At 67.5% G+C, this 26,562-nt stretch carries 22 protein-coding genes; 6 read left to right on the top strand and 16 right to left on the bottom strand.

What is annotated here, in order from left to right:
- Positions 1-59: 59 nt before the first annotated feature.
- Complete coding sequence (locus AC1DO7_RS02040; RefSeq protein WP_441613620.1) at positions 60-956, top strand: LysR family transcriptional regulator; 897 nt, start codon at positions 60-62, stop codon at positions 954-956.
- 123 nt (positions 957-1,079) lie between these two features.
- On the opposite strand, the gene AC1DO7_RS02035 is transcribed toward AC1DO7_RS02040, so the two are convergent.
- The 7 genes from AC1DO7_RS02035 to AC1DO7_RS02005 all read right to left on the bottom strand — a co-directional run bounded on the left by AC1DO7_RS02035 (position 1,080) and on the right by AC1DO7_RS02005 (position 8,176).
- Positions 1,080-1,856, bottom strand: coding sequence for an endonuclease/exonuclease/phosphatase family protein (locus AC1DO7_RS02035; protein WP_477115735.1), 777 nt, complete (start codon positions 1,854-1,856; stop codon positions 1,080-1,082).
- The gene (nudB, locus tag AC1DO7_RS02030; RefSeq protein WP_477115734.1) at positions 1,853-2,326 is read right to left on the bottom strand and encodes a dihydroneopterin triphosphate diphosphatase; all 474 of its coding nucleotides are present in this window, start codon (positions 2,324-2,326) and stop codon (positions 1,853-1,855) included. Before nudB ends, AC1DO7_RS02035 begins: the two co-directional genes overlap by 4 nt.
- A 171-nt stretch (positions 2,327-2,497) precedes the next feature.
- Positions 2,498-3,391 carry a hypothetical protein gene (locus AC1DO7_RS02025; protein ID WP_441613623.1) on the bottom strand — a complete coding sequence of 298 codons (894 nt, stop codon included), beginning with the start codon at positions 3,389-3,391 and terminating at the stop codon, positions 2,498-2,500.
- Positions 3,392-3,619: 228 nt separating this feature from the next.
- On the bottom strand, positions 3,620-5,425 hold the full coding sequence (aspS, locus tag AC1DO7_RS02020; protein WP_441613624.1) for an aspartate--tRNA ligase: 1,806 nt from the start codon (positions 5,423-5,425) through the stop codon (positions 3,620-3,622).
- Positions 5,426-5,468: 43 nt separating this feature from the next.
- A complete protein-coding gene (locus tag AC1DO7_RS02015) occupies positions 5,469-6,170 on the bottom strand; it encodes a DUF502 domain-containing protein (RefSeq protein ID WP_477115733.1) in 702 nt (233 codons plus the stop codon).
- Positions 6,171-6,184: 14 nt separating this feature from the next.
- A complete protein-coding gene (locus AC1DO7_RS02010) occupies positions 6,185-6,541 on the bottom strand; it encodes an FmdB family zinc ribbon protein (RefSeq protein WP_477115732.1) in 357 nt (118 codons plus the stop codon).
- A gap of 198 nt (positions 6,542-6,739) precedes the next feature.
- Positions 6,740-8,176: a high affinity choline transporter 1 gene (locus AC1DO7_RS02005; protein ID WP_441613627.1), complete on the bottom strand. Its 1,437-nt coding sequence runs from the start codon at positions 8,174-8,176 to the stop codon at positions 6,740-6,742.
- 449 nt (positions 8,177-8,625) lie between these two features.
- Here AC1DO7_RS02005 and AC1DO7_RS02000 point away from each other — a divergent pair, with 449 nt between their 5' ends.
- Positions 8,626-9,240 carry a hypothetical protein gene (locus AC1DO7_RS02000; protein ID WP_441613628.1) on the top strand — a complete coding sequence of 205 codons (615 nt, stop codon included), beginning with the start codon at positions 8,626-8,628 and terminating at the stop codon, positions 9,238-9,240.
- Between the two features lie 131 nt (positions 9,241-9,371).
- On the opposite strand, the gene ubiB is transcribed toward AC1DO7_RS02000, so the two are convergent.
- The 9 genes from ubiB to AC1DO7_RS01955 all read right to left on the bottom strand — a co-directional run bounded on the left by ubiB (position 9,372) and on the right by AC1DO7_RS01955 (position 21,389).
- Positions 9,372-10,949, bottom strand: coding sequence for a ubiquinone biosynthesis regulatory protein kinase UbiB (ubiB, locus tag AC1DO7_RS01995; RefSeq protein ID WP_441613629.1), 1,578 nt, complete (start codon positions 10,947-10,949; stop codon positions 9,372-9,374).
- 87 nt (positions 10,950-11,036) lie between these two features.
- Positions 11,037-11,723: a ubiquinone biosynthesis accessory factor UbiJ gene (locus AC1DO7_RS01990; protein ID WP_441613630.1), complete on the bottom strand. Its 687-nt coding sequence runs from the start codon at positions 11,721-11,723 to the stop codon at positions 11,037-11,039.
- 235 nt (positions 11,724-11,958) lie between these two features.
- The gene (locus tag AC1DO7_RS01985; RefSeq protein WP_441613631.1) at positions 11,959-12,945 is read right to left on the bottom strand and encodes a Tim44 domain-containing protein; all 987 of its coding nucleotides are present in this window, start codon (positions 12,943-12,945) and stop codon (positions 11,959-11,961) included.
- 51 nt (positions 12,946-12,996) lie between these two features.
- Entirely contained in the window at positions 12,997-13,728 is a 732-nt protein-coding gene (ubiE, locus tag AC1DO7_RS01980; RefSeq protein ID WP_477115731.1) for a bifunctional demethylmenaquinone methyltransferase/2-methoxy-6-polyprenyl-1,4-benzoquinol methylase UbiE, read from the bottom strand.
- Between the two features lie 43 nt (positions 13,729-13,771).
- Entirely contained in the window at positions 13,772-14,185 is a 414-nt protein-coding gene (locus tag AC1DO7_RS01975) for a gamma-butyrobetaine hydroxylase family protein (RefSeq protein WP_441613633.1), read from the bottom strand.
- A gap of 51 nt (positions 14,186-14,236) precedes the next feature.
- Positions 14,237-16,111 carry an ABC transporter ATP-binding protein/permease gene (locus AC1DO7_RS01970; protein ID WP_441613634.1) on the bottom strand — a complete coding sequence of 625 codons (1,875 nt, stop codon included), beginning with the start codon at positions 16,109-16,111 and terminating at the stop codon, positions 14,237-14,239.
- Positions 16,112-16,248: 137 nt separating this feature from the next.
- Positions 16,249-16,683 carry an HIT family protein gene (locus AC1DO7_RS01965; protein WP_441613635.1) on the bottom strand — a complete coding sequence of 145 codons (435 nt, stop codon included), beginning with the start codon at positions 16,681-16,683 and terminating at the stop codon, positions 16,249-16,251.
- Positions 16,680-20,654 carry a DUF3683 domain-containing protein gene (locus AC1DO7_RS01960; protein ID WP_477115730.1) on the bottom strand — a complete coding sequence of 1,325 codons (3,975 nt, stop codon included), beginning with the start codon at positions 20,652-20,654 and terminating at the stop codon, positions 16,680-16,682. The genes AC1DO7_RS01965 and AC1DO7_RS01960 overlap by 4 nt, the downstream gene beginning before the upstream one ends.
- 156 nt (positions 20,655-20,810) lie before the next feature.
- Entirely contained in the window at positions 20,811-21,389 is a 579-nt protein-coding gene (locus AC1DO7_RS01955; RefSeq protein WP_441613637.1) for a YqaA family protein, read from the bottom strand.
- 324 nt (positions 21,390-21,713) lie between these two features.
- On the opposite strand from AC1DO7_RS01955, the gene AC1DO7_RS01950 reads away from it, so the two are divergent.
- From AC1DO7_RS01950 to AC1DO7_RS01935, 4 genes are all read left to right on the top strand, one after another.
- The gene (locus AC1DO7_RS01950; protein WP_441613638.1) at positions 21,714-22,202 is read left to right on the top strand and encodes a (2Fe-2S)-binding protein; all 489 of its coding nucleotides are present in this window, start codon (positions 21,714-21,716) and stop codon (positions 22,200-22,202) included.
- 10 nt (positions 22,203-22,212) lie between these two features.
- Positions 22,213-24,591, top strand: coding sequence for a xanthine dehydrogenase family protein molybdopterin-binding subunit (locus AC1DO7_RS01945; RefSeq protein WP_477115729.1), 2,379 nt, complete (start codon positions 22,213-22,215; stop codon positions 24,589-24,591).
- Positions 24,592-24,605: 14 nt separating this feature from the next.
- Complete coding sequence (locus AC1DO7_RS01940; RefSeq protein ID WP_477115728.1) at positions 24,606-25,406, top strand: FAD binding domain-containing protein; 801 nt, start codon at positions 24,606-24,608, stop codon at positions 25,404-25,406.
- A 262-nt stretch (positions 25,407-25,668) separates the two neighbouring features.
- On the top strand, positions 25,669-26,562 hold the full coding sequence (locus AC1DO7_RS01935; protein ID WP_441613641.1) for an AAA family ATPase: 894 nt from the start codon (positions 25,669-25,671) through the stop codon (positions 26,560-26,562).

The following is a 26,562-nucleotide window of genomic DNA, read 5'->3' as shown; positions in this document are numbered from 1 at the left end:
TCATTCTGATACGCGGCGGGAACACGATAAATGGGCTAGGATTTCGAGCATTCCTAACCATGGATTCGGAATCGATGGACAAGCTGCGCAGCATGGAGATCTTCGCCGCCGCCGCGGAGGCCGGCAGCTTCACGGCCTGCGCCGCGGCACTGGGCCTGTCGGCGGTGATGGTAGGCAAGCATGTCGGGCAACTCGAACAGCGCCTCGGCGTGCGCCTGCTCCAGCGCAGCACGCGCCGCCAGCGCCTGACCGAAGCCGGCCGCCTCTACCTGGACGAATGCCGGCGCATCCTGGCGCAGGTGCGTGCCGCCGACACCGTGGCCGAGCGCCTGCACAGCGAGCCGCGCGGCCTGCTGCGCGTCGGCGCGCCCGTGACGCTGGGCGAGACCGCGGTGGCCGAGGCGGTGGCGGCGTTCTTGCTGCGTCACCCCGAGGTCAAGGTAGAACTGGTGCTCGATGACGCCTACGCGGACCTGATCGCAGATGGCTTCGACGCCCTGGTCCGCATCGGCACCCTCGCCGGTTCGGATCAACTGGTGGCGCGCCCGCTGCGGCCCTACCGCATGTGCATCTGCGCGGCACCGGCCTACCTGGCGCATGCCGGCGTGCCGCGCACGCCGGCCGAACTGGCCGGCCACCGTTGCCTGAACCATCTGTTGTGGCGCCATGGCATGGGCTGGCCAGAACTGCCGGACGGCGGCGCGGCGGCGGATGGCGCCCCGCTCGGCAGCAACAACGGGCAAGTATTGCGCCGCGCCGCGCTGGCCGGCTGCGGCATCGTGATGCAGCCCGAAGTGCTGCTGGCCGCCGACCTGGCCGCGGGCCTGCTGGTGCCGTTGCTGGAAGACGCCCTGCCGCCGCCGCGCCCGGTGCACCTGCTCTATCCGCGCGACCCGCGCCCGCTGCCCAAGCGGGTACGCTTCGTCGAGGGGATGCTCGAGAAAATGGGGATCTGAGGAAAGGCAAGGCGCGGAAGGTGCGGAGGATGGTGCGGAGGATGGTGCGGAGAAAGGTGCGGCAAGCTGCCGAAGACGCGACGCGCCGGCGCGCACCGGGGGTGGAAGGATGCCCCCCCGGCTTCAGGAGCGGACCTTGGCCTTCAGTGGCCGCTCCGGCACCGCGATGCGGGCCAGCTCCGCCATCAGCGGCACATGGTCCGAACGTTGCGCCCAGTCGCGTCCGGTCAGCGCGCTGGCGCTCTCGATCTCGAAGCCGCGCACATAGATGCGGTCGAGCTGCCACCACGGCATGTGGCTGGGAAAGGTGTGCAGGCGCGAGCCGCCGGCATGCGAGACTTCCGTGGTGCCCAGGGTCGAGCAGATCAGGTCGTCGAGCCGGTGGTTCCAGTCATTGAAATCGCCGGCGATCAGCAGTGGCGCCTCGGCCGGCACCACATCGCACACGCGCTTGACCAGGGCTTCGGCCTGGCGCGCGCGGCTGCGCGCGAACAGCCCGAAATGCACGCAGATCAGGTGGGCTTCGGTGCCGTTCATGTCCGCCACCGCGTGCAGCAGGCCGCGCTGCTCGAAGCGGTGATCGGAGATGTCGAGGTTTTCCGACATCAGGATCGGATGCCGCGACAGGATGGCGTTGCCATGGTGGCCGTGGTCGTACACCGCGTTGCGCCCGTACACCGAATGCGGATAGGCGTCGGTGGCCAGGTAGTTGAGCTGGGTGTAGTCGGGATCGAACAGCGCGGCGGCCACCAGGCGATCGTTGCGGTCCTGCACTTCCTGCAGGAAGACGATGTCGGCATCGACCGTCTGCAAGCCCAGGCGCACGTTCTGGATCCGCGGCTTGYGCGCGATGCCGGTCACACCCTTGTGGATGTTGTAGGTGACGACGCGCAGTCTCATGAAGCGGCTCCGCAGGGAGCGCGCCGTCCCTGCACTCGCCAGTCCAGTTGCAGCACGGCCTGCGCATTGCTGCTCGAGAAACAGCGTGCCGCCGCTTCACGCCACGGCAGCCATTGCCATTGCAGGTGCTCGCGCGGCGCCAGCGTCACCGGCACCGGCCGCGCCACGCGCAGGCCGAACCAGTGCTCGGTATTGCACGTCACGCCCGGCGCGTAGCGGTGGCGCCACTGCGGGTAGATCTCGTAGTCGAGGGTGTGCTGCCAGTCTTCGAGCCGGTGCTCGGCGGCGATAAGCCCGGTCTCCTCGGCCACCTCGCGCGCGGCCGTCACGGCCAGCGGCTCGTCGGGCGCATCCAGGCTCCCGGTGACCGATTGCCAGTATCCCGGCCGGTCGGCACGCTCCAGCAACAGCACTTGCAGGTCTGGCGTATGTATCACGACCAGCACGGATCGGGGAATCTYGTAGGACATGGGATGGAGGCGGACAACGTTCCCAAGCTTACCCCAGATGGGCGGAGCCGCGACGGGAAAACGCCGCGGCTCCGCGATTTCGCGCATGGTGGAACCGGCAGGCATGGGATGGGCCGCGAGCGGCCCTGCGGGCGATCTTTGCGGGCGACTTTTGCGGGCGCCCGCCGGCACTCAGGCAGCGTGTGCGTTCGACGGAGCCGGCGCCTCGCGCAGCCAGGTCTCGAACACGCCAGGCGAATCGCCGTGGCCCCACGCCGCGCGCAGCTGCTGCATGAGCGGCGTGAGCGCCTGCGTGTAGTCGCGCGAAGCGGCGCTGGCATGCGCCGCCAGGCGGTCGGCGGCCAGCTGGGCCTGTGTCTGAAGCTGCGCGCGCTCCTGCGCGATCTCCTTCTCGCGCACGCCCAGCGCGTTGTACTTCTGGATCAGGAAACGCTGGTAGTCGCCGGGTTCCACGCCATGTGCCGCCTGCGCGTTGGCCTGCTCGAAACGCATCACGATGCTCGCGGTCTCCTGCTCGACATGCGCGGCCTCCGCCGCCAGCGCCTGCAGCCCGTCTTGCAGGCGCATCGCCTCGCGGCGCTCGTCACGCAATTGCGCAGCGTACTCGTCGAAGCTGCGCTGTGCCGCCAGGTAAGCCTGCACCACCTGCTGTGGCGCCACCACCAGCAGCGGGTCGGCGCCGCCGGCGCGGCTGCCCTGCAACAGCGCCTCCTCGGCCACGCGCAGGTTGCCCAGGTCCTCCAGCCAGCGCCCGCGTGCCATCACGGTGCCGACGGTGTCGAGCGCAACCCGGCGCAGCGCGTCGGCGCGCTGCATCTCGACCGGCTCTAGCATCGGCACGGCGGCGGCGGCACCGCCGCTCTGCGCGGCATGCGCGATATCGGGCACGCAGGCGGCCACCGTGGTGGCAACCGACTCCGACATGGCGATCGCCGAACGGCGCACCGCGCGCCGCAACTCGAAACGCGCCAGCAACATCATCGCCAGCCCGGCCACCAGCCAGGTCACGATGGTTTCGGCATGGGCCAGCAAAAACTGGCGGATCGGTTCTACATCCAGGGACACGACAGATTCCTCCCGCGCGGCCGGCGTGCCTTCGAAATGGGCTTGCGGCTTGGCGCCATAAAGGAAGAAGACTTGGGCCGGGGGGCTTCGTTCCGCGATGTAACAATTGGAAACCAGCCCGCATGCCGGACACGGCACAGACGCACGGAAATCAAAAAGGGCCCTGGCGGCGCCAACCAGCGTTGGCGCCACACAAGGCCCTTCCATTCAGGCGCAAGCGCCAGGAACTCAGGCGGTCTTCGGCTCGGCCGCGCGCAGGCGGATATGCAGTTCGCGCAGTTGCTTCTCATCGACCGAGCTCGGCGCCTGCGTCAGCAGATCTTGCGCGCGCTGGGTCTTGGGGAAGGCGATCACGTCGCGGATCGAATCGGCACCGGCCATCATCGTGACGATGCGGTCCAGGCCGAAGGCCAGGCCGCCGTGCGGGGGCGCGCCGTATTGCAGCGCGTCCAGCAGGTAGCCGAACTTGGCACGGGCTTCTTCCTCGCCGATATTGAGCGCGCGGAACACCTTGCTCTGCACGTCCTCGCGGAAGATCCGCACCGAGCCGCCGCCCATTTCCCAGCCGTTCAGGACCATGTCGTAGGCCTTGGCGATGCACTTGCCCGGATCGGTCTCCAGGTACTGCAGGTGCTCGTCCTTCGGGCTGGTGAACGGGTGGTGCATGGCAACCCAGCGCGCGTCTTCCTCGTCGTACTCGAACATCGGGAAGTCGATCACCCACAGCGGCTTCCACACGTCTTCGAACAGGCCGGTGGTCTTGCCGAACTCCGAATGGCCGATCTTCAGGCGCAGGCCGCCGATGGCATCGTTGACCACCTTGGCCTTGTCGGCGCCGAAGAAGATGATGTCGCCGTCCTGGGCGCCGGTGCGCTTGAGGATCTCGGCGATGGCGGCGTCGTGCAGGTTCTTGACGATCGGCGATTGCAGGCCGTCGCGGCCCTTGGCCACTTCATTGACCTTGATCCAGGCCAGGCCCTTGGCGCCGTAGATGCCGACGAACTGGGTGTAGGCATCGATCTCGCCGCGCGAGATGGCGCTGCCGCCCGGCACGCGCAGGCCGACCACGCGGCCGTTGTCGCTGTTGGCCGGGCCCGAGAACACCTTGAAGTCGACGTCCTTCATCACGTCGGTCAGTTCGGTGAATTCGAGCTTGACGCGCAGGTCAGGCTTGTCCGAGCCGAAGCGGGCCATGGCTTCGCGGAACTCCATCACCGGGAACTTGGCGTCCAGGTCCACGTCGATGGCGTTCTTGAACACCGTGCGCATCATGTCCTCGAACAGGTCGCGGATCTCCTGCTCGGTCAGGAACGAGGTCTCGCAGTCGATCTGCGTGAACTCGGGCTGGCGGTCGGCGCGCAGGTCTTCGTCGCGGAAGCACTTGGTGATCTGGTAGTAGCGGTCGAAGCCCGACACCATCAGCATCTGCTTGAAGATCTGCGGCGACTGCGGCAGCGCGAAGAAATGGCCGGGGTTGGTACGCGACGGCACCAGGTAGTCGCGCGCGCCTTCCGGCGTGCTCTTGCCGAGCATCGGGGTCTCGATGTCGATGAAGCCCTGTGCGTCCAGGAACTTGCGCACCTCCATGGCCACCTTGTAGCGCAGGCGCAGGTTGTACTGCATCTGCGGGCGGCGCAGGTCCAGCACGCGGTGCGTGAGGCGGGTGGTCTCGGACAGGTTGTCGTCGTCGAGCTGGAACGGAGGCGTGACCGACGGGTTCAGCACGGTCAGCTCGTGGCACAGCACTTCGATCTTGCCCGAGGTCAGGTTGGCGTTCTCGGTGCCCGCCGGACGCGCACGCACCTTGCCGGTGACGCGGATGCAGAACTCGTTGCGGATCTCTTCGGCCGCCTTGAACATCTCGGGACGGTCGGGATCGCACACCACCTGCACCAGGCCTTCGCGGTCGCGCAGGTCGATGAAGATCACGCCGCCATGGTCGCGGCGGCGCTGCACCCAGCCGGTCAGGGCCACTTCCTGGCCCGTCAGTTGTTCGGTCACGAGACCGCAATAGTGAGTACGCATGGAGGACATAAGAGAATTCCCGGAATAACGCGGCCGCTGGTGCGGCCGGCGATCAATTTGAAGGCGTTGTGTCGGCGGATTCGGCGAGGGCTTCGGCCTGCGCCTCGTCGGTGCGCACCGTGCCGCTCTTGCGCGGCAGCTCGGACGGCGCCACCACGCCCATCGAGACGATGYACTTCAACGCGGCGTCGACGGTCATGTCGAGTTCGATGGTATCGGCCTTGGGCATCATCAGGAAGAAGCCCGAGGTCGGATTGGGCGTGGTCGGCACGTAGACGCTGACGTACTCGCCCTGGAGATGATTCTGCACGTCGCCGCCGGGACGCCCGGTCAGGAAGGCGATGGTCCACGAGCCTTCGCGCGGATACTGCACCAGCAGCGCCTTGCGGAAGGCGTTGCCGGAGGAGGACAGCAGCGTGTCGGAAACCTGCTTGACGCTGGTGTAGATCGGGCCGACCACCGGGATGTGGCCGAGCAGCGCTTCCCACCAGCGCACCAGCCGCTGGCCGATGAAGTTGTGGGCCAGCATCCCGACGACCAGGATGCACAGCAGGGTCAGGATCGCGCCCAGCCCCGTCACGCGCTTGCCGAACATCAGGCGGTCCGGCCGCCAGGCTTCGGGCAGCAGCGCCAGGCTCTGGTCCATGGTGCCGATGACCAGGCTGAGCACCCATAGCGTGATGCCCAGCGGCACGAGCACCAGAAGCCCGGTCAGGAACCAGGTCTTGAGGGCGGAGGTTTTCTTCGCCGGCACGGTGCGTTCTGCTTTCAATGGGCGCAAGCGCTGCCGCAACCGCCGGCCGTGCTTGTCGATGCGGTGGTGGTGGAGGCGGCGCTGGTGCCCGCCGCCGCCGTGTCGCCGCCCGATGCGGGCGCCGCGCCGGCGCTGTCGCCACCGCTGGCGGGGGCCGTGGCCGGCGCGGCGGCGGCACWGTTGCCGCCACCGCGGAAGTCGGTGACATACCAGCCCGAGCCCTTGAGCTGGAAGCCGGCCGCGGTCAGTTGTTTCTTGAAGGTGCCCGCCGCGCCGCAGGATGTGCAGTCGGTGAGCGGGGCATCGCTCATTTTCTGCAGCACATCGCGCCCGTGGCCGCAGGCGTCGCAACGGTAGGCATAGATCGGCATAGTGGCTCTCCGCGAGGATTCTGGAACGGAAATTGGATGGAACCGCGCCGCCGCGCTGGCCGGGAGATTGCCGTTCCCGTGCGTCACATGGCGGTGCAAAGCCTTGAATTATAAACCGTTCTGCGTATGCCGGGCCGCAGGAAAAGGGGCAGAAAATGCCTCAGAACGCACGCCTGGCGCATCCCGGGCCGGCTTCGCTCAGGCGAGGTGCACTTCCTTGACCCGCGGATGGTCGCCGATCCACTGCGGCAGCAACGATCCGAACACCATGCCGCCGAGCGAGAACATCAGGCCGACCATCTGCGGCGGCACCGCCGCGTCGGCAAAGGCGATCTCGCAGCACAGCCACGACGCCAGCCCCAGCAGGATGGCGGCCAGGCCGCCCTGGCGCGTGGCCGGCTTCCAGAACATGCCGAACGCGAGCGGCACGAAGGACGATACCAATGTGACCTTGTAGGCGTTTTCCACCATATGGAAGATCGACAGGTGCGAGTTCAGCGCGAACAGGGTCACCAGCACGGCGAACGACAGCACCACGGCCTGCATCACGCGCAGGAAGCGGCGGTCGTCGAGGTGGCGGAAGTACGGCCGCAGGATGTTCTCGGCGAAGGTCACGGACGGCGCCAGCAGGGTGGCCGAGGCGCAGCTCTTGATGGCCGACAGCAGCGCGCCGAAGAACATGACCTGGGCAAACATCGGCGCATGGGTGAGGATCAGCTTGGGCAGGATCAGCTGCGAGTCCGTGTTGATGTACTTCTGCACCATCTCGGGATCGATCATGGTGGCTGAATACGCCAGGAACATCGGGATGAAGGCGAAACAGAAATACAGCACGCCGCCGAGCACCGAGGCGCGCCCGGCGATCTTCTCGGTGCGCGACGAGGTGACGCGCTGGAACACGTCCTGCTGCGGAATCGAGCCCAGCATCATGGTGAACAGCGCAGCCGCGAAGCCGATGATCTGCACCAGGTCCAGCGAGGGCAGGAACTCGAACTTGCCCGCCGCCGCCGCGTGCGACACCACCGCCACCACGCCGCCGGCCTGGCCGCTGACCTCAAAGCCGATATACAGCATGCCGATCACGATGATGATCATCTGGATGAAGTCGGTCACCGCCACCGCCCACATGCCGCCGAACAGGGTGTAGACCAGCACGCTGGCGGCCCCGATCATCATGCCGGCGTCCTGCGACAGAGCGCCGTCCGAAACGGTGAAGAACACCAGCCCGAGGGCCTTGATCTGCGCGGCGACCCAGCCCAGGTAGGACATCACGATGCACACCGTGGTCAGCACCTCGGCCAGCCGCCCATAGCGGTTGTGATAGTAGTCGCCGATGGTCAGCAGGTTCATGCGGTACAGCGGACGCGCGAAGAACAGCCCGACCAGGATCAGGCACAGCGAGGAACCGAAGGGATCGGACACCACCCCGGACAGGCCCTCCTTGAGGAAGACCGCGGGGATGCCCAGCACCGTCTCCGAGCCGAACCACGTGGCGAACACGGTGGCGGTGACGACGTAGAACGGCAGGCTGCGGCCGGCGACCGCGAAGTCCGCGGTGTTGCGCACGCGCAGCGCGGCCCACAGGCCAATGCCGACGGAGATTACCCAGTAGATGACGACGAACCAGATCAGCATGCTGCTGCCCTATCCCAGATATGCCCTTGCGGCGAGAAACCGGTTGCCGGGCGGGCGGGATGCGCTGGTCTGCCCCTCTGCCCCGTCCCGGGTCCAATTCATCGGTCGGGGCCGCATGGGTGGCTGATCTAAGCCTGCGGTCGTAGCCGAATCAAAACGCGGATTATAGCCACGCAGACAGCTGCGAGCGAAGAAAATTCCCGGCCGCGCGGAAATTGCCGTGCCGATGCTGCGCAGGCGCCACAGGTGGCCGGGGCACCCGACCGCCGCGCCACGGGCGTCGCCGGCCATGCGGCTTACGCCCGGTTACACAGCTTACAAAGCTGCCGTCAGCGTCACCCGTGCCTTGCGCATTAAAGCAGGCAAGGCAGCGCCACCGAGCCGCCCGCCGGCACCCCGCCGGCGCGCCGCGCTGCCGCCCACGACCTCAAGAGGAAAAGGAGAACACCATGGCCAACCGCAACCGTCAGACCCAGATGCTCAAGACCCTGCTGCTCGCCGCCGGCTTGCTCGGCGCAGGACTGGCCGGCGCGCAGACCGCCGCGGTCTCGCAGGACGTGCAGCGCAACGTGAACCAGGAACAGCGCATCGAGAACGGCCTGCAGTCCGGCAGCCTGAACACGCGCGAGGCGGCCAGCCTGCAAAAGCAGACCGCCCGGGTCGACCGCATGGAATCGCACGCGCTCGCCAACGGCTCGGTCTCGCCGCGCGAACAGGCGGCCATCCAGCGCGCCGAAAACAACGTCAGCCGCGATATCTCCCGCGACACCCACAACGGCGTCACCGGCAATCCGGCCAGCGCCTCGTCGCAACGCATGCAGGCTGACGTGCAGCGCAATATCAACCAGGAGCAGCGCATCGAGAACGGCGTGGGCAATGGCTCGCTGACCAACCGCGAGGCCGGCAAGCTCGAGCGTGGCCAGGCCCGGGTGGACCGCCGCGAGGCGCGCGCCGGTGCCAACGGTCACGTCGGGGCAGGTGAACAGCGCGGCATCCAGCGCGCCGAGAACCATGACAGCCGGGCGATCTATCGCGACAAGCACAATGGCCGCGTACGCGGCTGACGAGGTGAGCGGGCGMTTACGAGCGCCTGCCTGACAAGCGCCTGCGCCAGATCGGCAGGCAGGCCGGTCCGGGCGCGCCCGCGCCCTTGCCGGTCCGGGTCAAGCCCTGCCGCCTTGTTGCCTTGCCGGCGCTACAGGTAGCCGCCCAGCGACAGCATCTCGGTCAGCACGATGCCGGCGAGGAAGCCGCCGGCCAGCAGCAAGGCGGTGACGATCAGGCGGTTGGTGCGACGCTGCTCGGAGATCAGCGCGCCCAGCAGCTTTTCCTGGTTATTGTTGTCCACCAGCGCGCGGCGCTCCAGGAACTGGTGCGCCAGGCGCGGGAAGTCCGGCAGCATCTTGGCCCATTGCGGCGCTTCCACCTGGATGCGTTCCCAGGCGCCCTTCCAGCCCACCTGCTCGTGCATCCATTTCTCAAGGAAGGGCTTGGCGGTCTTCCACAGGTCCAGGTCGGGATCGAGCTGGCGGCCCAGCCCTTCGATATTCAGCAGGGTCTTCTGCAACAGCACCAGCTGGGGCTGGATCTCGACGTTGAAGCGGCGCGAGGTCTGGAACAGGCGCATCAGCACCATGCCCAGCGAGATCTCCTTGAGCGGCTTGTCGAAATAGGGCTCGCAGCAGGCGCGCACCGCGCTTTCGAGTTCCTCCACCCGCGTGTCGGGCGGCACCCAGCCGGATTCGACGTGCAACAGCGCCACCCGATGGTAGTCGCGGCGGAAAAAGGCGATGAAGTTCTGCGCCAGGTAGTTCTTGTCGAACTCCGAGAGCGCGCCGACGATGCCGAAGTCGAGCGCGATATAGCGGCCGAGCGTCTCCGGTGCCACCGATACGAGGATATTGCCCGGGTGCATGTCCGCATGGAAGAAGCCGTCGCGGAAGACCTGGGTGAAGAAGATCTCCACGCCCTCTTCGGCCAGCTTGTGCATGTCGACGCCGGCCGCCTTGAGCGCTTCGTTGCGCGAGATCGGGATGCCGTGCATGCGCTCCATCACGAAGACTTCCCTGCTGCAGAAATCCCAGAACACCTCGGGCACCAGCAGCAGCTGGGTATCGCTGAAATTGCGGCGCAGCTGGCTGCAATTGGCGGCCTCGATCATCAGGTCGAGTTCGTCGTGCAGGTATTTGTCGAACTCGGCCACCACCTCGCGCGGCTTGAGGCGCTTGCCGTCGGCCCAGAAGCGCTCCAGCCAGGTGGCGAGGTCGCGCATCAGCGCCAGGTCGCTGTCGATCACGGGCAGCATGCCAGGGCGCAGCACCTTTACCGCCACCTCGCGGCCGTGGCTGGAGCCGCCCTTGAGCGTGGCGAAGTGCACCTGCGCGATCGACGCGCTGGCCACCGGCTGGTGGTCGAAGCTCTCGAACAGCGTGGCCAGCGGCCGGCCGAGCGAACGCTCGATGATCTTGACCGCCACCACCGGATCGAACGGCGGCACCTGGTCCTGCAGCTTGGCCAGTTCATCGGCGATATCGGCCGGCATCAGGTCGCGCCGGGTAGAGAGCACCTGGCCGAACTTGACGAAGATCGGCCCGAGGCGCGTCAGCGCCAGCCGCAGGCGTTCGCCGCGCGGCATGTCGAGCTTGCGCCCGATGGTGATGACCCGCACCAGGAAGCGGATGCGGCGGCTTTTGAAACCGGACAGCACGAGTTCGTCCAGCCCGTAGTAGAGGACGACGAAAACAATCTTGCAAAGGCGCAGGAAGCGGGTCATGCAGGTTCTTCAGTATTTGGGCGGTACGGATTGGCCGGGGCAGGCAATACAGGCGACGTGCGTGGCATCGGCAAGGCGCTGGCGGGTTCAGCGGTGGGCTGACGGCAGGCTGCCCGCCCCGCCCGCCGCGCCGCCTTGCATGCGGGCGCCCTGCTCGAGCTTCTCCAGCCGCTTCTCCAGCCGCGCGAGATCGTCGCCGAGCGCGCGCACCCCGGTGCCGAGCTCGTCGAGCGCGGCATGGCGCACCAGCGTGGGCTGCTCGTCGAGCAGGTATTCGGTCACGTTCTCGACCAGCGTGCGGCCTAGCCGCGTGGCCTGCGCATGGACCTCCTGCGCGCCCTGCACCACCCGCTGCGCCACGCTGTCGCTGAGCGGTCCGCCCAGGATGCCCCGCAGCGCGCGCGACAAGTCCTCGGCGGCGTCCCAGCGCAGGTTGCGCGCCAGCATCGACACCGTATTGGCCAGTTCGGCGTCGCCTTCGATGCGCACATGCTTCATCGCCGCCGCCTGCCCGCCGCTGGCCACGTCGGACGCCACCAGCGGCCATTGCTGCAGCGGCACGGTCAGCGTCACCGCCGGCTCTTCCACCGCCGGCGCCAGCTCCGTCAGTCCCTGCCCGGTAATGCGCAGAGCCAGCGTAAACGCGGCCGCATCGAAGCGGATCACGCGGCCGGCGAAAGGCTGGAGCAGCGAAACCGCCCAGGGCTCCTGCTCCAGCAGATGATTCAGGGCAGTGATGGGGGGCGCGGTCAGGGGGGTGGGAAGGGTGGGCATAGGAACGGGGTGGGCTGGGGGCGGGGCCTTTCAGTTTTCAGTGCTGACGGGTTGGAATCGGCTTGGCCGGCGGGCCGGTGCCTGCGCGGCCGCGCGGCCGCCACTGGAGAAGACGCGCCTCCTTGCACCCGCACCGCATCGCCGAACAAAAAAAGCCCACGTTTTCACGTGGGCCTCCATTCTAAGCCACCTGCCGGCCGCGCAGCAGCCGGCCGGACAAGAAGGACTGACGCGGTCAGGAAACCTGCTGGATCCCCGCCAGCACCCAGCCGCCGCTACCGCTGACGGGCTTGGCCAGGTTCCAGACTTCGGCAAACGGCTGCGCCGGATCGCCCGCCTTTTCACGGATCATGCCGGAGAAGCGCACGCTCGCCAGATGCTGCGCCGGGCTGTCTTCGATGCCCAGCAGCTCGGCTTCCAGCGTGACGACGTCGGTCTTGTTGACCTCGGCGCCGCGCTCGGACAGGTCCATCTTGATCTCGGCGAACATCTCGGGCGTGGTGAACTCGCGGATGTCCTCGAGGTTGCCGGCATCCCACGCGGTCTGCAGACGCACGTAGTAGACCTTGGCATTGCGCAGGAAGGCCTCGGTATCGAAATCGGCCGGCACGCCCCAGGGCTGGGCTGCCGCCACGGCGCCCGCCGCGCCTGCCATGACCGGCGCGACCGGCGATTGCGACGCAGCAGGCGACGCCATCACGGGATTCGACGCAGCCGCCGGCGCCTGCTGGCGCAGCGTCGGTTCGCTGCCGAGGCCATTGCCGCCACCGGCGCCGGCGTAGGCCGGCTGCTGCGGACGGCTTGCGCCGCCACGGAACTTGCGGATCAGCCACATCGCCACGAAGACCACCAGGGCGATCAGGATCAGGTTGGACAGGAAGCTCATCGCCGCCCCGCCCAGGCCGAAGTGCGACAGCAGCCAGCCGATACCCAGGCCGGCGGCGATGCCGCCCAGCATGCCACCCCAGTTGCGCTTGGGCGCGGCCGCTGCGGCTGCGCCCGCGGCGGCGCCAGCCGGTGCGGCCTGCTGGGCCGGTTGCTGCGCAGGCGGCTGCGACGGCTGCTGTTGCGGCGGGGTCTGCTGGCGCTGCGTCACGCCGGACGATTGCTTGCCAATGCTGCGCGACCCGCCCAGGCGTTTGGCGTTGGCATCGAGTGCCAGGCCGAGGGCCAGTGTGCCGATCAGCACACATGCCATGAATTTTCCACGAAATAGCGACATATCAGTGCTTCCCCTGTTAAGTTCGCTCAATTTTTGCTGAGCCTTTATTGTCTAGTACTTTCGTCCGACGTGAAGCGCCACGACGCCCGCGGTCAGATTGAAGTATTCGACATTCTCCAGGCCCGCATGTTCCATCAGGCGTACAAGTGAAACCTGGTCTGGATGCATTCTGATGGATTCCGCCAGATAACGATAGCTGTGGGAATCCTGGGCCACGCGCTCGCCAAGCCATGGCAGTACCTTGAAAGAATAGATGTCGTAGGCCTTTTCCAGCGGCTTCCAGACCTTGGAAAACTCCAGCACCATCACCTTGCCGCCCGGCTTGACCACGCGGCGCATCTCGGCAAGCGCGGCATCCTTGTGGGTCATGTTGCGCAGGCCGAATGCCACGGTGACGAGGTCGAAGTRGTTGTCCGGGAASGGAATGCGCTCGGCGTCACACAGGCAGACCGGGGTGACGATGCCCTTGTTCAGCAGGCGGTCGCGCCCCACGCGCAGCATCGATTCGTTGATGTCGGTCAGCCAGACCTCGCCGGTCGGACCCGCCTGGCGGGCAAAGGTCTTGGACAGGTCGCCGGTGCCGCCGGCGATGTCGAGCACCTTGAAGCCCGGCCGCACGCCGGCCTGGGCGATCGTGAACATCTTCCACAGCCGGTGCATGCCGCCCGACATCAGGTCGTTCATGACGTCGTACTTGCTGGCCACCGAATGGAAAACGCCGGCCACCTTGCCGGCCTTCTCATCTTCATTGACCTTTTCGAACCCGAAGTGGGTTTCGCTCATGACTTGCTCCGTAAATCAGTAATCGCGCGCGCGGCGCTCAAGCTCAATGGTTGCCGCAGGCGTGGCCGCCGGCGGCGGGCATCGGGGCGTCGCGGTCGACCCCGGCTGCTTCCAGTCGCTTCAGGTAGGCCTGCCAGGTCGCGTCGTGCTCCGCGCCGAGGCGGTAAAGCAGTTCCCAGGAAAAGATGCCGGTATCGTGCCCGTCGGAAAAACGGATCAGGACGGCATAGTTGCCCACCGGCTCGACGGCGACGATGGTCACGTCGCGCTTGCCGGTCTGCAGGACTTCCTGCCCGGGACCGTGGCCCTGCACTTCGGCCGAGGGGGAGTTGACGCGCAGGTATTCGAAGGGCAGCCGGAAGGCGGCGCCGTTGTCGAAGCCCACCTCCAGCACGCGCGACTGGGTGTGCACGGTAAGGGCGGTGGGATGGGGAGTATCTTTTTCGAGGCCTGCCATGATGTGTGGCGCGCGGCTGCAAGCGGGCCGCAGATTGCGGCCGCACCGCCCTCACGCTTCGTGTACGACCCGATAGCTTACCGCAGCCGCCTCGCCTTGCCCACTTTGCCGGCTCTGGTCCGCTTCCCAGTGCGCCCCGTCCGCGGCCACATAGCGCAGCCGGCGGCCATGGAATGCCGCCACCGTGCTGCGGTGGGCGATGCTGACGATGGCCGCGCCGGGCAGCGACTCCACCATCAGGCGGTACATCGCTTCCTCGGTTTCCTCGTCGAGCGCGCTGGTGGCTTCGTCGAGGAACAGGTAATCCGGCCTTTGCAGCAGCGCGCGCGCAAAGGCCAGCCGCTGCTGCTCGCCCGGCGACAGCCGCAGCGACCAGTTGTCGAATACGTCGAGCTGCCCGGTCAGCGCGCCCAGCCTGGCCTGGACCAGCACTGCCTGCAGCGATTCCCGGCTGTGCACGGTGCCGGCGTCCGGATAGGCCAGCGCGTCGGCCAGCGAGCCGATCGGCAGGTAGCTGCGCTGCGGCAGGAACAGCATGCGCGCCGCGCGCGGCATTGCCACCGTGCCGCTGCCATAAGGCCAGATACCGGCCAGCGCGCGGAACAGCACGCTCTTGCCGCAGCCCGAAGGCCCGCTCACCAGCCAGCGCTCGCCGGGCGCGATCTGCAGCGAGAACGGCGCCACCAGCGGGCGCTGCAGGATCTCGCCGCGGATCGTGGTGCGCACCGGCAGCGCCAGCGCCAGCGAATCGATGCGGATGGCCTCGGCGTCGGCCTGGTCGACCTCGATATCGCGCACGCCGGTGTGTTCCTGGTCCTGGCGCTCGGCCACGCGGATGGCATCGCGGAAATCGATCAGCCGGTTGGCCGCGGCCTTCCAGCCGACCAGCGTGGCGTAGCTGTCGACGAACCAGGACAGCGCGCCCTGCACCTGCCCGAAGGCGGAGCTCATCTGCATCAGCCCGCCCAGCGTCATCTTGCCGGCGAAGTAGCGCGGCGCCGCGACGATCAGCGGGAAGATGATGGCGAACTGGCTGTAGCCGGAATTCACGAAGGTCAGCCGCCGCGTGTAGCGCATCAGCTGGTTCCAGTTGGCGCGGATGCGGTCGAAGCGCGAGTGCAGGCCGGCCTGCTCGGTCGGCTCGCCGCGGTACAGCGCCACCGGCTCGCTGTTCTCGCGCAGGCGCACCAGCGTGAAACGGAAGTCCGCCTCGTACTGCTCCTGCTGGAAGTTCAGGCCGATCAGCGGGCGCCCCACCAGGTGAGCGATCAGCGAGCCGATCACCGCGTAGCCCACCGCGAACCACACCATATAGCCGGGGATGGTGACGGTGCTGCCGCCCAGCGCGAAGCTGATCGGCCCCGACACCGCCCACAGGATGCCGACGAAGGACACCAGCGTCACCACCGAATTGAGCAAGCCCAGCGAGAGCGTCAGCGCGCCGTCGGTAAAGGAGCGCAGGTCATCGGCCAGCCGCTGGTCGGGGTTGTCGGTGGCGTGGGTCTGCTCGATGCGGTAGTAGGCCTGGTGGCTGAGCCAGTGTTCCATGAACTGGCCGGTCATCCAGGTCCGCCAGCGCATCTGCAGCATCATGGTGTAGTACTGCCGCGAGATGGCCGCCACGATGAAGAAGCCCGCAATCCACGAAAAGCGGATCAGCAACTCCTTGAAGGAGGTGTAGTCATGCTGCTCCAGCGCGTTGTAGAACACCCGGTTCCACTCGTTGAGCAGCACGTTGATATAGACGATGCCGAGGTTGAGCGCCACCACGAAGCCCAGCAGCCCGAGCCCGGCCTTGCGGTCCTCGGATCCCCAGTAGGGCTTGATCAGATCCCAGGTCTCGACCACGCGCAGGCGGCTCTGGATCTTGAGGGCACGGGCCGGTACGGCCGGGCCGGGAACGGTAACGGAGGTCGGTGTGGACATGGCACCTTTCGCGCAAGCAGGACACGCACGGCCGGCGGCCTGCGCTAGTGGGAGATATTAGCCTCTTAGAAGCCGGCAGCGCGTGCCAGGTTCCGTGACCCCTTCAACGCGTTGCGCCGGCCCGGCGTGGACGCGCCCTAGCCGGCGTCCGCGATGCCCGCCAGCGCATCGCGCAGCACCGGCAACCGCGACGCCAGCTCCGCCACCCGCGCGGCATCGGCCTCGCGCTGCGGCGCGGCCCACACGGCTTCCGGGAAATGCGTGTCCCAGCGATAGCGCGGAATGATATGCCAGTGCAGGTGCGGCACCATGTTGCCGAAAGCGGCCAGGTTGACCTTGTCTGGCGTCATCACGTCGCGCACCGTGCGCTCCACGCGCGCCACCAGGCGCATCAGCCAGGCCTGGTCCTCGTCGGAGAGGTCGGTCTGCTCGGCCACATGGTCGTTCCAGACCACGCGGCAGAAGCCCGGGAAGCGCTCGTGCTCGACCAGGATGACCCGGGCGCGCTCGCCGCGCCAGACCAGTTCGCCGCCGTCGGACTGGCACAGCGGGCAGGCAGCGGCGCGCGTCACACCAGCACCCGCTCGATGCCGCCCGAGTTGGCCTTGGCGACGTAGTCGGGCATCCAGTTCTCGCCCAGCAGGTGCTTGGCCATCTCGACCACGATGTAGTCGGCCGTGACGGTGGCATCTTCCTTGTAGCGCGACAGGCCTTGCAGGCAGGACGGGCAGCTGGTCAGGATCTTGACGTCACCGGCGAAGCCGTCGGTGCGCAGCTTGTCCGCGCCCCTGGTCATCTCCTCTTCCTTGCGGAAGCGGATCTGCGTGGAGATGTCCGGGCGGCTGACCGCCAGCGTGCCCGATTCGCCGCAGCAACGCTCGTTCTTCTCGATCTTGCCGCCGCCTTCGTTGCCGCCCATCAGCTCGTTGACGAGCTTGGTGGGGTCCATGGTCTTGATCGGGGTGTGGCAGGGATCGTGGTACATGTAGCGCGTACCGGTCACGCCTTCCAGCTTGACGCCCTTCTCGAGCAGGTACTCGTGGATGTCGATGATGCGGCAGCCGGGGAAGATCTTGTCGAATTCATAGCCGGCGAGCTGGTCGTAGCAGGTGCCGCAGCTCACCACCACGGTCTTGATGTCGAGGTAGTTGAGCGTATTGGCGACCCGGTGGAACAGCACCCGGTTGTCGGTGACCATCTTCTCGGCCTTGTCGTACTGGCCGTTGCCGCGCTGCGGGTAGCCGCAGCACAGGTAGCCCGGCGGCAGCACGGTCTGCACGCCCACATGCCACAGCATGGCCTGCGTGGCCAGGCCGACCTGCGAGAACAGCCGCTCCGAGCCGCAGCCCGGGAAGTAGAACACCGCCTCGGTCTCGGGCGAGGTCCGCTTCGGGTCGCGGATGATCGGCACGATCTCGTTGTCCTCGATATCGAGCAGCGCGCGCGCGGTCTTCTTGGGCAGGTTGCCCGGCATCTTCTTGTTGATGAAGTGGATCACCTGCTCCTGCACCGGCGCGCGGCCCACCGTGGCGGGCGGCTGCGCGGTCTGCTTCTTCGCCAGCTTCTTGAGCAGGTCGTTGCCCAGGCGCTGCGCCTTGTAGCCCCAGTCGATCATGACCTTGCGGGTCATGTTGATGGTCTGCGGGCTGGTGGCGTTGAGGAAGAACATCGACGCCGCCGTGCCGGGGTTGAATTTCTTCTGCCCCATCTTGCGCAGCAGGTTGCGCATGTTCATCGACACGTCGCCGAAATCGATCTTGACCGGGCACGGCGTCACGCACTTGTGGCAGACCGTGCAGTGGTCGGCCACGTCGGAGAACTCGTCCCAGTGCTTGATCGAGATGCCGCGCCGGGTCTGCTCCTCGTACAGGAAGGCCTCCACCAGCAGCGAGGTCGCCAGGATCTTGTTGCGCGGGCTGTACAGCAGGTTGGCACGCGGCACGTGGGTGGCGCACACCGGCTTGCACTTGCCGCAGCGCAGGCAGTCCTTGACGCTGTCGGCAATGGCGCCGATATCGCTCTGCTGCATGATGATGGACTCATGCCCCATCAGGCCGAACGACGGCGTGTACGCATTGCGCAGGTCCGCGCCCGGCAGCAGCTTGCCCTTGTTGAAGCGGCCCTGCGGATCCACGCGCTGCTTGTACTGGCGGAACTCGCCGATCTCGTCCTCGGTCAGGAACTCCAGCTTGGTGATGCCGATGCCGTGCTCGCCGGAAATCACGCCGTCGAGCGAGCGCGCCAGCGCCATGATGCGGGCCACCGCGCGGTGGGCGTCCTGCAGCATGTCGTAGTCGTCGGAGTTGACCGGGATGTTGGTGTGCACGTTGCCGTCGCCGGCGTGCATGTGCAGGGCCACGAAGACGCGCCCGCGCAGCACCTGCTTGTGGATCTTCTGCGCCTCGTCCAGGATGGGCTTGAACTCGCCGCCGTTGAAGATATTGCGCAGTTCGGCGCGCACTTCGCTCTTCCACGACACGCGGATGGTGCGGTCCTGCAGCAGGTGGAACACGTTGGCGTCCGGCTGCTGCGCGAGGCGCGCCTCGAAGGCCGGTCCGAGCAGGCCCAGGCCGTGGCCGATCAGCGCGGCGCGCGCGGTGGCCAGCGGCGTGTCGAGGTGGTCCTGCAGGTAGATCCAGCGCGAGCGGATCTCGCGCAGCAACTGCAGCGCGTGCTGCACGCGGTCTTCGAGCAGCTCGGCGCTGGGGATCTCGTTGGCGTCGTCGCTGCGGCCCAGCGGCAGGTTGCCGCGCGCGAAGAAGGCTTCCAGCGCGTCGGTCAGCTTGAGCTTGTTCTTGATCGACAGCTCGATATTGATGCGCTCGATGCCGTCGGTGTACTCGCCCATGCGCGGCAGCGGGATCACCACGTCTTCGTTGATCTTGAAGGCGTTGGTGTGCTTGGCGATGGCGGCGGTGCGGGAACGGTCCAGCCAGAATTTCTTGCGCGCCTCGGGGCTGACCGCGACAAAGCCTTCGCCGCTCTTGCCGTTGGCCATGCGGATGACTTCCGAGGTGGCGCGGGCCACCGCGTCCTGGTCGTCGCCGACGATGTCGCCGATCAGCACCATCTTCGGGAAGGCGTTGCGCTTGCTCTTGGTGGCGTAGCCGACCGCGCGCAGGTAGCGTTCGTCCAGGTGTTCCAGGCCGGCCAGGATGGCACCGCCCGGCGTGCGCGACTCGGCGTCCAGGTAGTCCTTGATCTCGACGATGCTGGGGATGGCGTCGCGGGCCTGGCCGAAGAATTCCAGGCAGACCGTGCGCACGTGCGCCGGCATGCGATGCAGGATCCAGCGGGCGCTGGTGATGATGCCGTCGCAGCCTTCCTTCTGGATGCCGGGCAGGCCGGCCAGGAACTTGTCGGTGACGTCCTTGCCCAGGCCTTCCTTGCGGAACTTGCGCCCTTCGATGGCAAGGGTTTCCGTGCGCAGCGGCTTTTCGCCGGGCGCGCGGTTGCCGTCCGACCACTTCAGCTCGAAGGTGGCGACCGGCACGTCATGGATCTTGCCCAGGTTGTGGTCCAGCCGGGTGACTTCCAGCCAGTTGCCTTCCGGGTCCACCATGCGCCACCAGGCCAGGTTGTCGAGCGCGGTGCCCCACAGCACGGCCTTCTTGCCACCGGCGTTCATGGCCACGTTGCCGCCGATGCACGACGCATCGATCGAGGTCGGGTCGACCGCGAACACCAGCCCTGCCTTGTCGGCGGCATCCGCCACGCGGCGCGTCACCACGCCGGCGCCGGAGAAAATGGTGCCGACCTTGTGCGACACGCCCGGCAGGTCGGTCTGCTCGACCGGCCCGAGCTGTTCCAGCTTCTCGGTGTTGATCACCGCGCTCATCGGCGTCAGCGGCACGGCGCCGCCGGTATAACCGGTGCCGCCTCCGCGCGGGATGATGGTCAGGCCCAGCTCGAAGCAGCCCTTGACCATGCCGGCGATCTCTTCCTCGGTGTCCGGGGTGAGGACGACAAAGGGATATTCCACGCGCCAGTCGGTCGCGTCGGTCACATGCGAGACGCGCGACAGGCCGTCGAACTTGATGTTGTCCTTCTGCGTGAYGCGTCCCAGCACGCGCTGKGTGCGCTTGCGCAGSTCGTAGGCGTCGGCGAATTCCTGCTTGAAGTCCTCGATGGCCTGCTTGGCAAAGCTCACCAGCTGCTCGACGCGGTGGGAACGGCCTTCGGCGGCCGGCTCGGCGTGCTCGGCACGGTCGGCGGCACGGCGCTTCTCCACTTCGGACAGGCGGTGATGCAGCGCCGTCACCAGCATCTGGCGGCGCTTGGGATTCTCGAGCAGGTCGTCCTGCAGGTACGGGTTGCGGCGCACCACCCAGATATCGCCCAGGACTTCGTACAGCATGCGGGCCGAGCGGCCGGTGCGGCGTTCGCTCCGCAGTTCGTCCAGGATGCGCCAGGCCTCTTCGCCCAGCAGCCGGATGACGATCTCGCGATCCGAGAAAGACGTGTAGTTATAGGGGATCTCACGCAGGCGCGGCGGGGCATCCTGCGCGGCGAGTTTGGCATCGAGCACGAGTGGGGCGTTCATGGGGAGGGACCGCTACCTGTAGCGCACGGGGACGGTGCGCCGGATCGTCTTTAAAGGGCAATTGTACTTCAAGGCCTGCTTTCGCCGCACCGCAGCATGCGGGAATGGAATACCCCCCGCCGCTCCCGCCAACCCGCCCGCACCCGCGAATCCGCTCTAGAACAGGCTTCTGAGGCCGGCGCCGATACCACGCCAGAAGCTGTCCGGCACCGTCAGCAGGGCGCCGGTCATGGCGAGGTAGCGCAGGAACTTGCCGATCGCCATGTATACAAGGCTAGGCCAGAATGGCAGCCGCAACCACCCCGCCAATGTGCACAGAGGATCACCAATACCCGGCAGCCAGGAGGCCAGCAGGGTGGGCGGGCCCAGGCGGCGCATCCAGCGGAAGTAGCGCTTGTCGAGCGCCGGCCTGCGCGGCTGGCGCGGATGGCGCCGGTGCTCCGCGTGCTCCGTTTCGTGCTCGCGCTGCTGGCGATGCTTGCGGTAGCGCACCAGCGCCAGCTTGGCCGCGTAGCCCAGCCACCAGTCGATGGCGCCGCCGATGGTGTTGCCCAGCGTGGCCACCACGATAGCCGGCCAGAACATGTGGGGGTTGAGCTTGATGTAGCCGAATACGGCCGGCTCGGAGCCCAGCGGCAGCAGCGTGGCCGATATCAGGCTGACCACGAAGATGGCCGGCAGCCCCACCTTGGGCAGGGCCACGGTGCCGAACAACCAGTCGATGAAGCCTTCCATGGGCAAAAGCCGTCCTGTAGTGCCGCGCTGCCCCGGGGCCCGCCGCAAGGGGGCAACCCGCATGGCATACACGGTTGATTTGTGATTAACTGTTAGAGCCTGACGCGGATAAACGTTCGCGGTCCAGTCGCGGTCTGGCCGTTTTTTGCCGCATGGATTCCATTGTCGGCGCCCGCCGCACCCTAGCAGCCGCAGCACCCGCAGTACCAACATCACGAAATAGCCGTCACCAGCAAACGGCAGTAACGCGTCGTGGCCAGTCCCGCGCAGCATTTCGGGATTCGCGGATTGGTCATGCACGTGTCCACCCACATGGAGACAAGCATGGCGATTCCTATCCGCCTGACCGTCAACGGCCGCATCATCGACGCCCAGGTAGACCCCACCACCCTTCTCGTCCAGTTCCTGCGCGAGCACCTCCGGCTCACCGGCACCCATGTGGGCTGCGACACCGCCCAGTGCGGCGCCTGCACCGTGCACCTGGACGGCCGCGCGGTCAAGTCGTGCAACCTGCTGGCAGCCCAGGCGGACGGCACCACCATCACCACCATCGAGGGCCTGGCCCCCGAAGGCCAGCTCCACCCGATGCAGGAAGCCTTCCGCAACTGCCACGGCCTGCAGTGCGGCTTCTGCACGCCCGGCATGGTGATGAGTGCCACCGCGCTCGTCAAGGCGCAGCCGAATGCCGACGCCACCGCCATCCGCGCGCAGCTCGACGGCAACCTGTGCCGCTGCACCGGCTACCACAATATCGTGCGCGCCGTGCAGGAAGGCCAGGCTGCGATGCGTGGCGCCACCGCCAGCGCCGAATAAGGGGACAGCCATGAACGCACCCGACAACCAGCACCTCATCGGCGCCTCGGTCAGGCGCAAGGAAGACTACCGCTTCCTGACCGGCAACGGCCAGTACACCGACGACGTCGTCCTGCCGCAGCAGAGCTACGGCTACTTCCTGCGCTCGCCGCACGCGCACGCGCGCATCGCCTCCATCGACAAGACCGAGGCCCTGGCCTCGCCCGGCGTGATCGCCATCTTCACCGGCGACGACATCGCCGCCGACAAGGTCGGCGGCCTGCCCTGCGGCTGGCTGATCCACAGCATCGACGGCAGCCCGATGAAGGAGCCGCCGCACCCGGTGCTGGCGCAAGGCAAGGCCCGCCACGTGGGCGACCAGGTCGCGCTGGTGGTGGCCGAGACCCTGCAGCAGGCCAAGGACGCCGCCGAAAAGATCGAGGTGGACTACGAAGAGCTGGAAGCCGTGGTCCACACCGCGCAGGCCGCGTCCGCCGGTGCGCTGGTGCACGACGACGTGCCGCAGAACACCAGCTATGTGTGGGGCCACGGCGACCGCGCCGCCACCGACGCCGCCTTCGCCAGGGCCGCGCACGTGACGACGCTGGATATCGTCAACAACCGCCTGATCCCGAACGCCATCGAGCCGCGCGCCGTCAACGCCAGCTACACCCGGCAAGATGACAGCTACACCGTCTACGTCGCCAACCAGAACCCGCACGTGGAACGCCTGCTGATGGGCGCCTTCGTGCTGGGCCTGCCCGAATCGCGGCTGCGCATCATCGCACCGGACGTCGGCGGCGGCTTCGGCTCCAAGATCTTCCTGTACGCGGAAGACGTGGCGCTGACCTGGGCCTCGAAGAAGGTAAAGCGCCCGATCAAATGGACCGCCGAGCGCTCGGAATCCTTCCTCACCGACGCGCACGGGCGCGACCACGTCACCAAGGCCGAACTGGCGCTGGATGCCGACGGCAAGTTCCTGGCGATGCGGGTGCACACCACCGCCAACATGGGCGCATACCTCTCGACCTTCGCTTCGAGCGTGCCCACCATCCTCTACGCCACGCTGCTGGCCGGGCAGTACACCACGCCTGCCATCTACGCCGAGGTGCGTGCCGTATTCACCAACACCGCGCCGGTGGACGCCTACCGCGGCGCCGGACGCCCGGAAGCCACCTATGTGGTCGAGCGGCTGGTGGAAGCCGCCGCGCGCGAGCTGAAGATGGACCCGGCCGAACTGCGCCGCAAGAACTTCATCCGCGAGTTCCCCTATGCCACCCCGGTCGGCCTGACGTACGACACCGGCGACTACGAGCCGTGCCTGGCGCGCGCGCAGGAACTCGCCGACGTGAAGGGTTTCCCCGCGCGCAGGGACGAAGCAAAGCAGCGCGGCAAGCTGCGCGGCCTGGGCTATTCCTGCTACATCGAGGCCTGCGGGCTGGCGCCTTCGAATATCGCCGGCGCGCTGGGCGCGCGCGCGGGGCTGTTCGAAGTGGGCGAGATCCGTGTCCACCCGACCGGCACCGTGACGGTGTTCACCGGCTCGCACAGCCATGGCCAAGGGCATGAAACCACCTTCGCGCAGGTGGTGGCGGACCGCCTGGGCATCGCGCTCGACGCGGTGGAGATCGTGCACGGCGATACGGGCCGCGTGCCCTTCGGCATGGGCACCTATGGCTCGCGCTCGCTGGCGGTGGGCGGCTCGGCCATCATGAAGGCGCTCGACAAGATCGAGGCCAAGGCCAAGAAGATCGCGGCCCACCTGCTGGAAGCCTCCGATGCCGACATCGAGTTCAAGGACGGCGTATTCAGCGTGGCCGGCACCGACCGCAGCAAGACCTTCGGCGAGATCGCGCTGACGGCCTACGTGCCGCACAACTATCCGCTCGACAAGCTCGAACCCGGCCTCAACGAGAACGCCTTCTACGACCCGACCAACTTCACCTACCCGTCCGGCGCCTATATCTGCGAGGTGGAAGTGGACCCGGACACCGGCGAGAGCCATGTGGTCAAGTTCACCGCGGTGGACGATTTCGGCAACATCATCAACCCGATGATCGTGGAAGGGCAGGTGCACGGCGGCATTGRCCAGGGGCTCGGCCAGGCGATGCTGGAGCAATGCATCTACGACGACAGCGGCCAGCTGCTGACCGGCTCCTACATGGACTACGCCATGCCGCGCGCCGACGACCTGCCGGACTTCACCGTGGAGACCGCCAAGGGCACGCCCTGCACGCACAACCCGCTGGGTGTGAAGGGCTGCGGGGAGGCCGGCGCCATCGGCTCGCCGCCGGCCTTCATCAATGCGCTGGTGGATGCGCTCGCGCCGCTGGGCGTGCGCGACATCCAGATGCCCGCCACGCCGCATCGCGTGTGGCAGGCGATCCGCCAAGCGCAAACCGCCAACTGAATCGGAGGCAGACCATGTACGCATTCAATTTCGAACGCGCCGCCGATGCCAAGTCCGCGGTGGCCCGGCTCAAGGCCGATGCCGACGCCAAGTTCCTCGGCGGCGGCCAGAGCCTGCTGGCCGCGATGAAGCTGCGGCTGGCGGCGCCTTCGGCGCTGGTGGACGTGTCGCGCATCGCCGGCATGGCCGATATCCGCATGGACAACGGCGAACTGGTGATCGGCGGGGCCGCGCGCCATGCCGATGTGGCGGCCAGTGCCGAGGTGGCCAGGGCGATTCCCGCGCTGGCCGCGCTGGCGGGCGGCATCGGCGATCGCCAGGTGCGCGCCATGGGCACGCTGGGCGGCTCGCTGGCCAACGACGATCCCGCCGCCTGCTATCCGGCCGCGGTGCTTGCCCTGAACGCCACGGTGGTGACCGACCGCCGCAATATCACCGCCGACAACTTCTTCAAGGGGCTCTACGAAACGGCGCTCGAACCCGACGAACTGATCACCGCGGTACGGTTCCCGCTGCCCGAGCAGGCTGCCTATGTGAAGTTCCGCAACCCGGCCTCGCGTTTCGCGCTGGTGGGCGTGATGGTGGCGCGCTTCGGCAAGACGGTACGCGTGGCGGTCACCGGCGCGGCCGACAGCGTGTTCCGCTGCGYGCCGCTGGAGCAGGCGTTGTCCGCCAGCTTCACGCCGGCCGCGGCGCGCGCGGCGACAGTGGATGCGAGCCGGCTGAGCACCGACCTGCACGCGTCGGCGGAGTACCGGGCGCATCTGATCCCGGTGCTGGCTGCCAGGGCGGTGGAACAGGCCAGCCAGGGCTGAGGCAAGGCGGGCGCCTTCGCCGTATCGGGCGCCCGCCCTCTCCCCCGGCCCCGCTCCCGCAAGTGGGCAAGCAGGAGAGGGGAACGGACCGACCGCGGGCAGGAAGCGCGGGAGGACCGTACAGAGAAGCGGGCGGCCCGCCGGCTTTCTCCTCTCTCCCGTCCACGGCAGCAGCGCCGGGGGAGAGGGCAGGCACTCACAGCGCCAACCGCCTATCACATCGAATCACCGCCCTTTCCAGCACCCGGCATCACATCCCACCATGCTCCCCACGTCCATCGACCACACCGCCGCCCTGCTGGAGGCGCAGCAATATTTCGCCGACCGCGAGACCGCCACCGTGCTCTACCTGGCGCTTCGCATGCAACGCCCGCTCTTCCTGGAAGGCGAGCCCGGCGTAGGCAAGACGGCGCTGGCGCGCGCCATCGCGGGCGCGCTCGGCACGCGGCTGCTGCGCCTGCAATGCTACGAAGGCCTGGATGCGTCCAGCGCGCTGTACGAATGGGACTATCCGCGCCAGATCATGGCGCTGCGCCTGGCGGAGGCGCGCGGCGAGCGGCCCGAGGCGCAATCGCTCTACCATGACGATTTCCTGCTCAAGCGTCCCCTGCTGGAATCGCTGCTGCCCGACCCGGCGGCGCCGGACATGCCGCGCGTGCTGCTGATCGACGAGATCGACCGTGCCGACGAGCCGTTCGAGGCCTTCCTGCTGGAAGTGCTGTCCGAATACCAGGTCTCGATTCCCGAGATCGGCGTGGTGCAGGCCGAGCAAGCCCCGCTGATCGTGGTCACGTCCAACCGCACCCGCGAGGTGCACGACGCACTCAAGCGCCGCTGCCTGTACCAGTGGATGGGCTATCCGCAGCGCGAGCGCGAACTGCAGATCGTGGCCGCGCGCGCGCCAGAGGCCGCGGCCGCGCTGCAGCACGAGGCCATCGACTTCGTCCACGGATTGCGCGGCATCGATCTGTTCAAGGCGCCCGGCATCGCCGAGGCGATCGACTGGTGCCGCGCGCTGGCCGCGCTCGGCGTGACCGAGCTCGACCCGCAATCGGTGCGCGACACCCTGGGCGTGCTGCTGAAGTACCAGGACGACCTGGCCCGCGTGGACGGCCCCACCGTGGCCGAACTGCTGGCCAGCCCGCCGGGAGCCTGA

The sequence above is a fragment of the Cupriavidus sp. 05N40 genome (assembly GCF_056397305.1).
The sequence above is the reverse complement of the archived record's forward strand: the minus strand, read 5'-3'. Positions and strand labels throughout refer to the sequence as shown.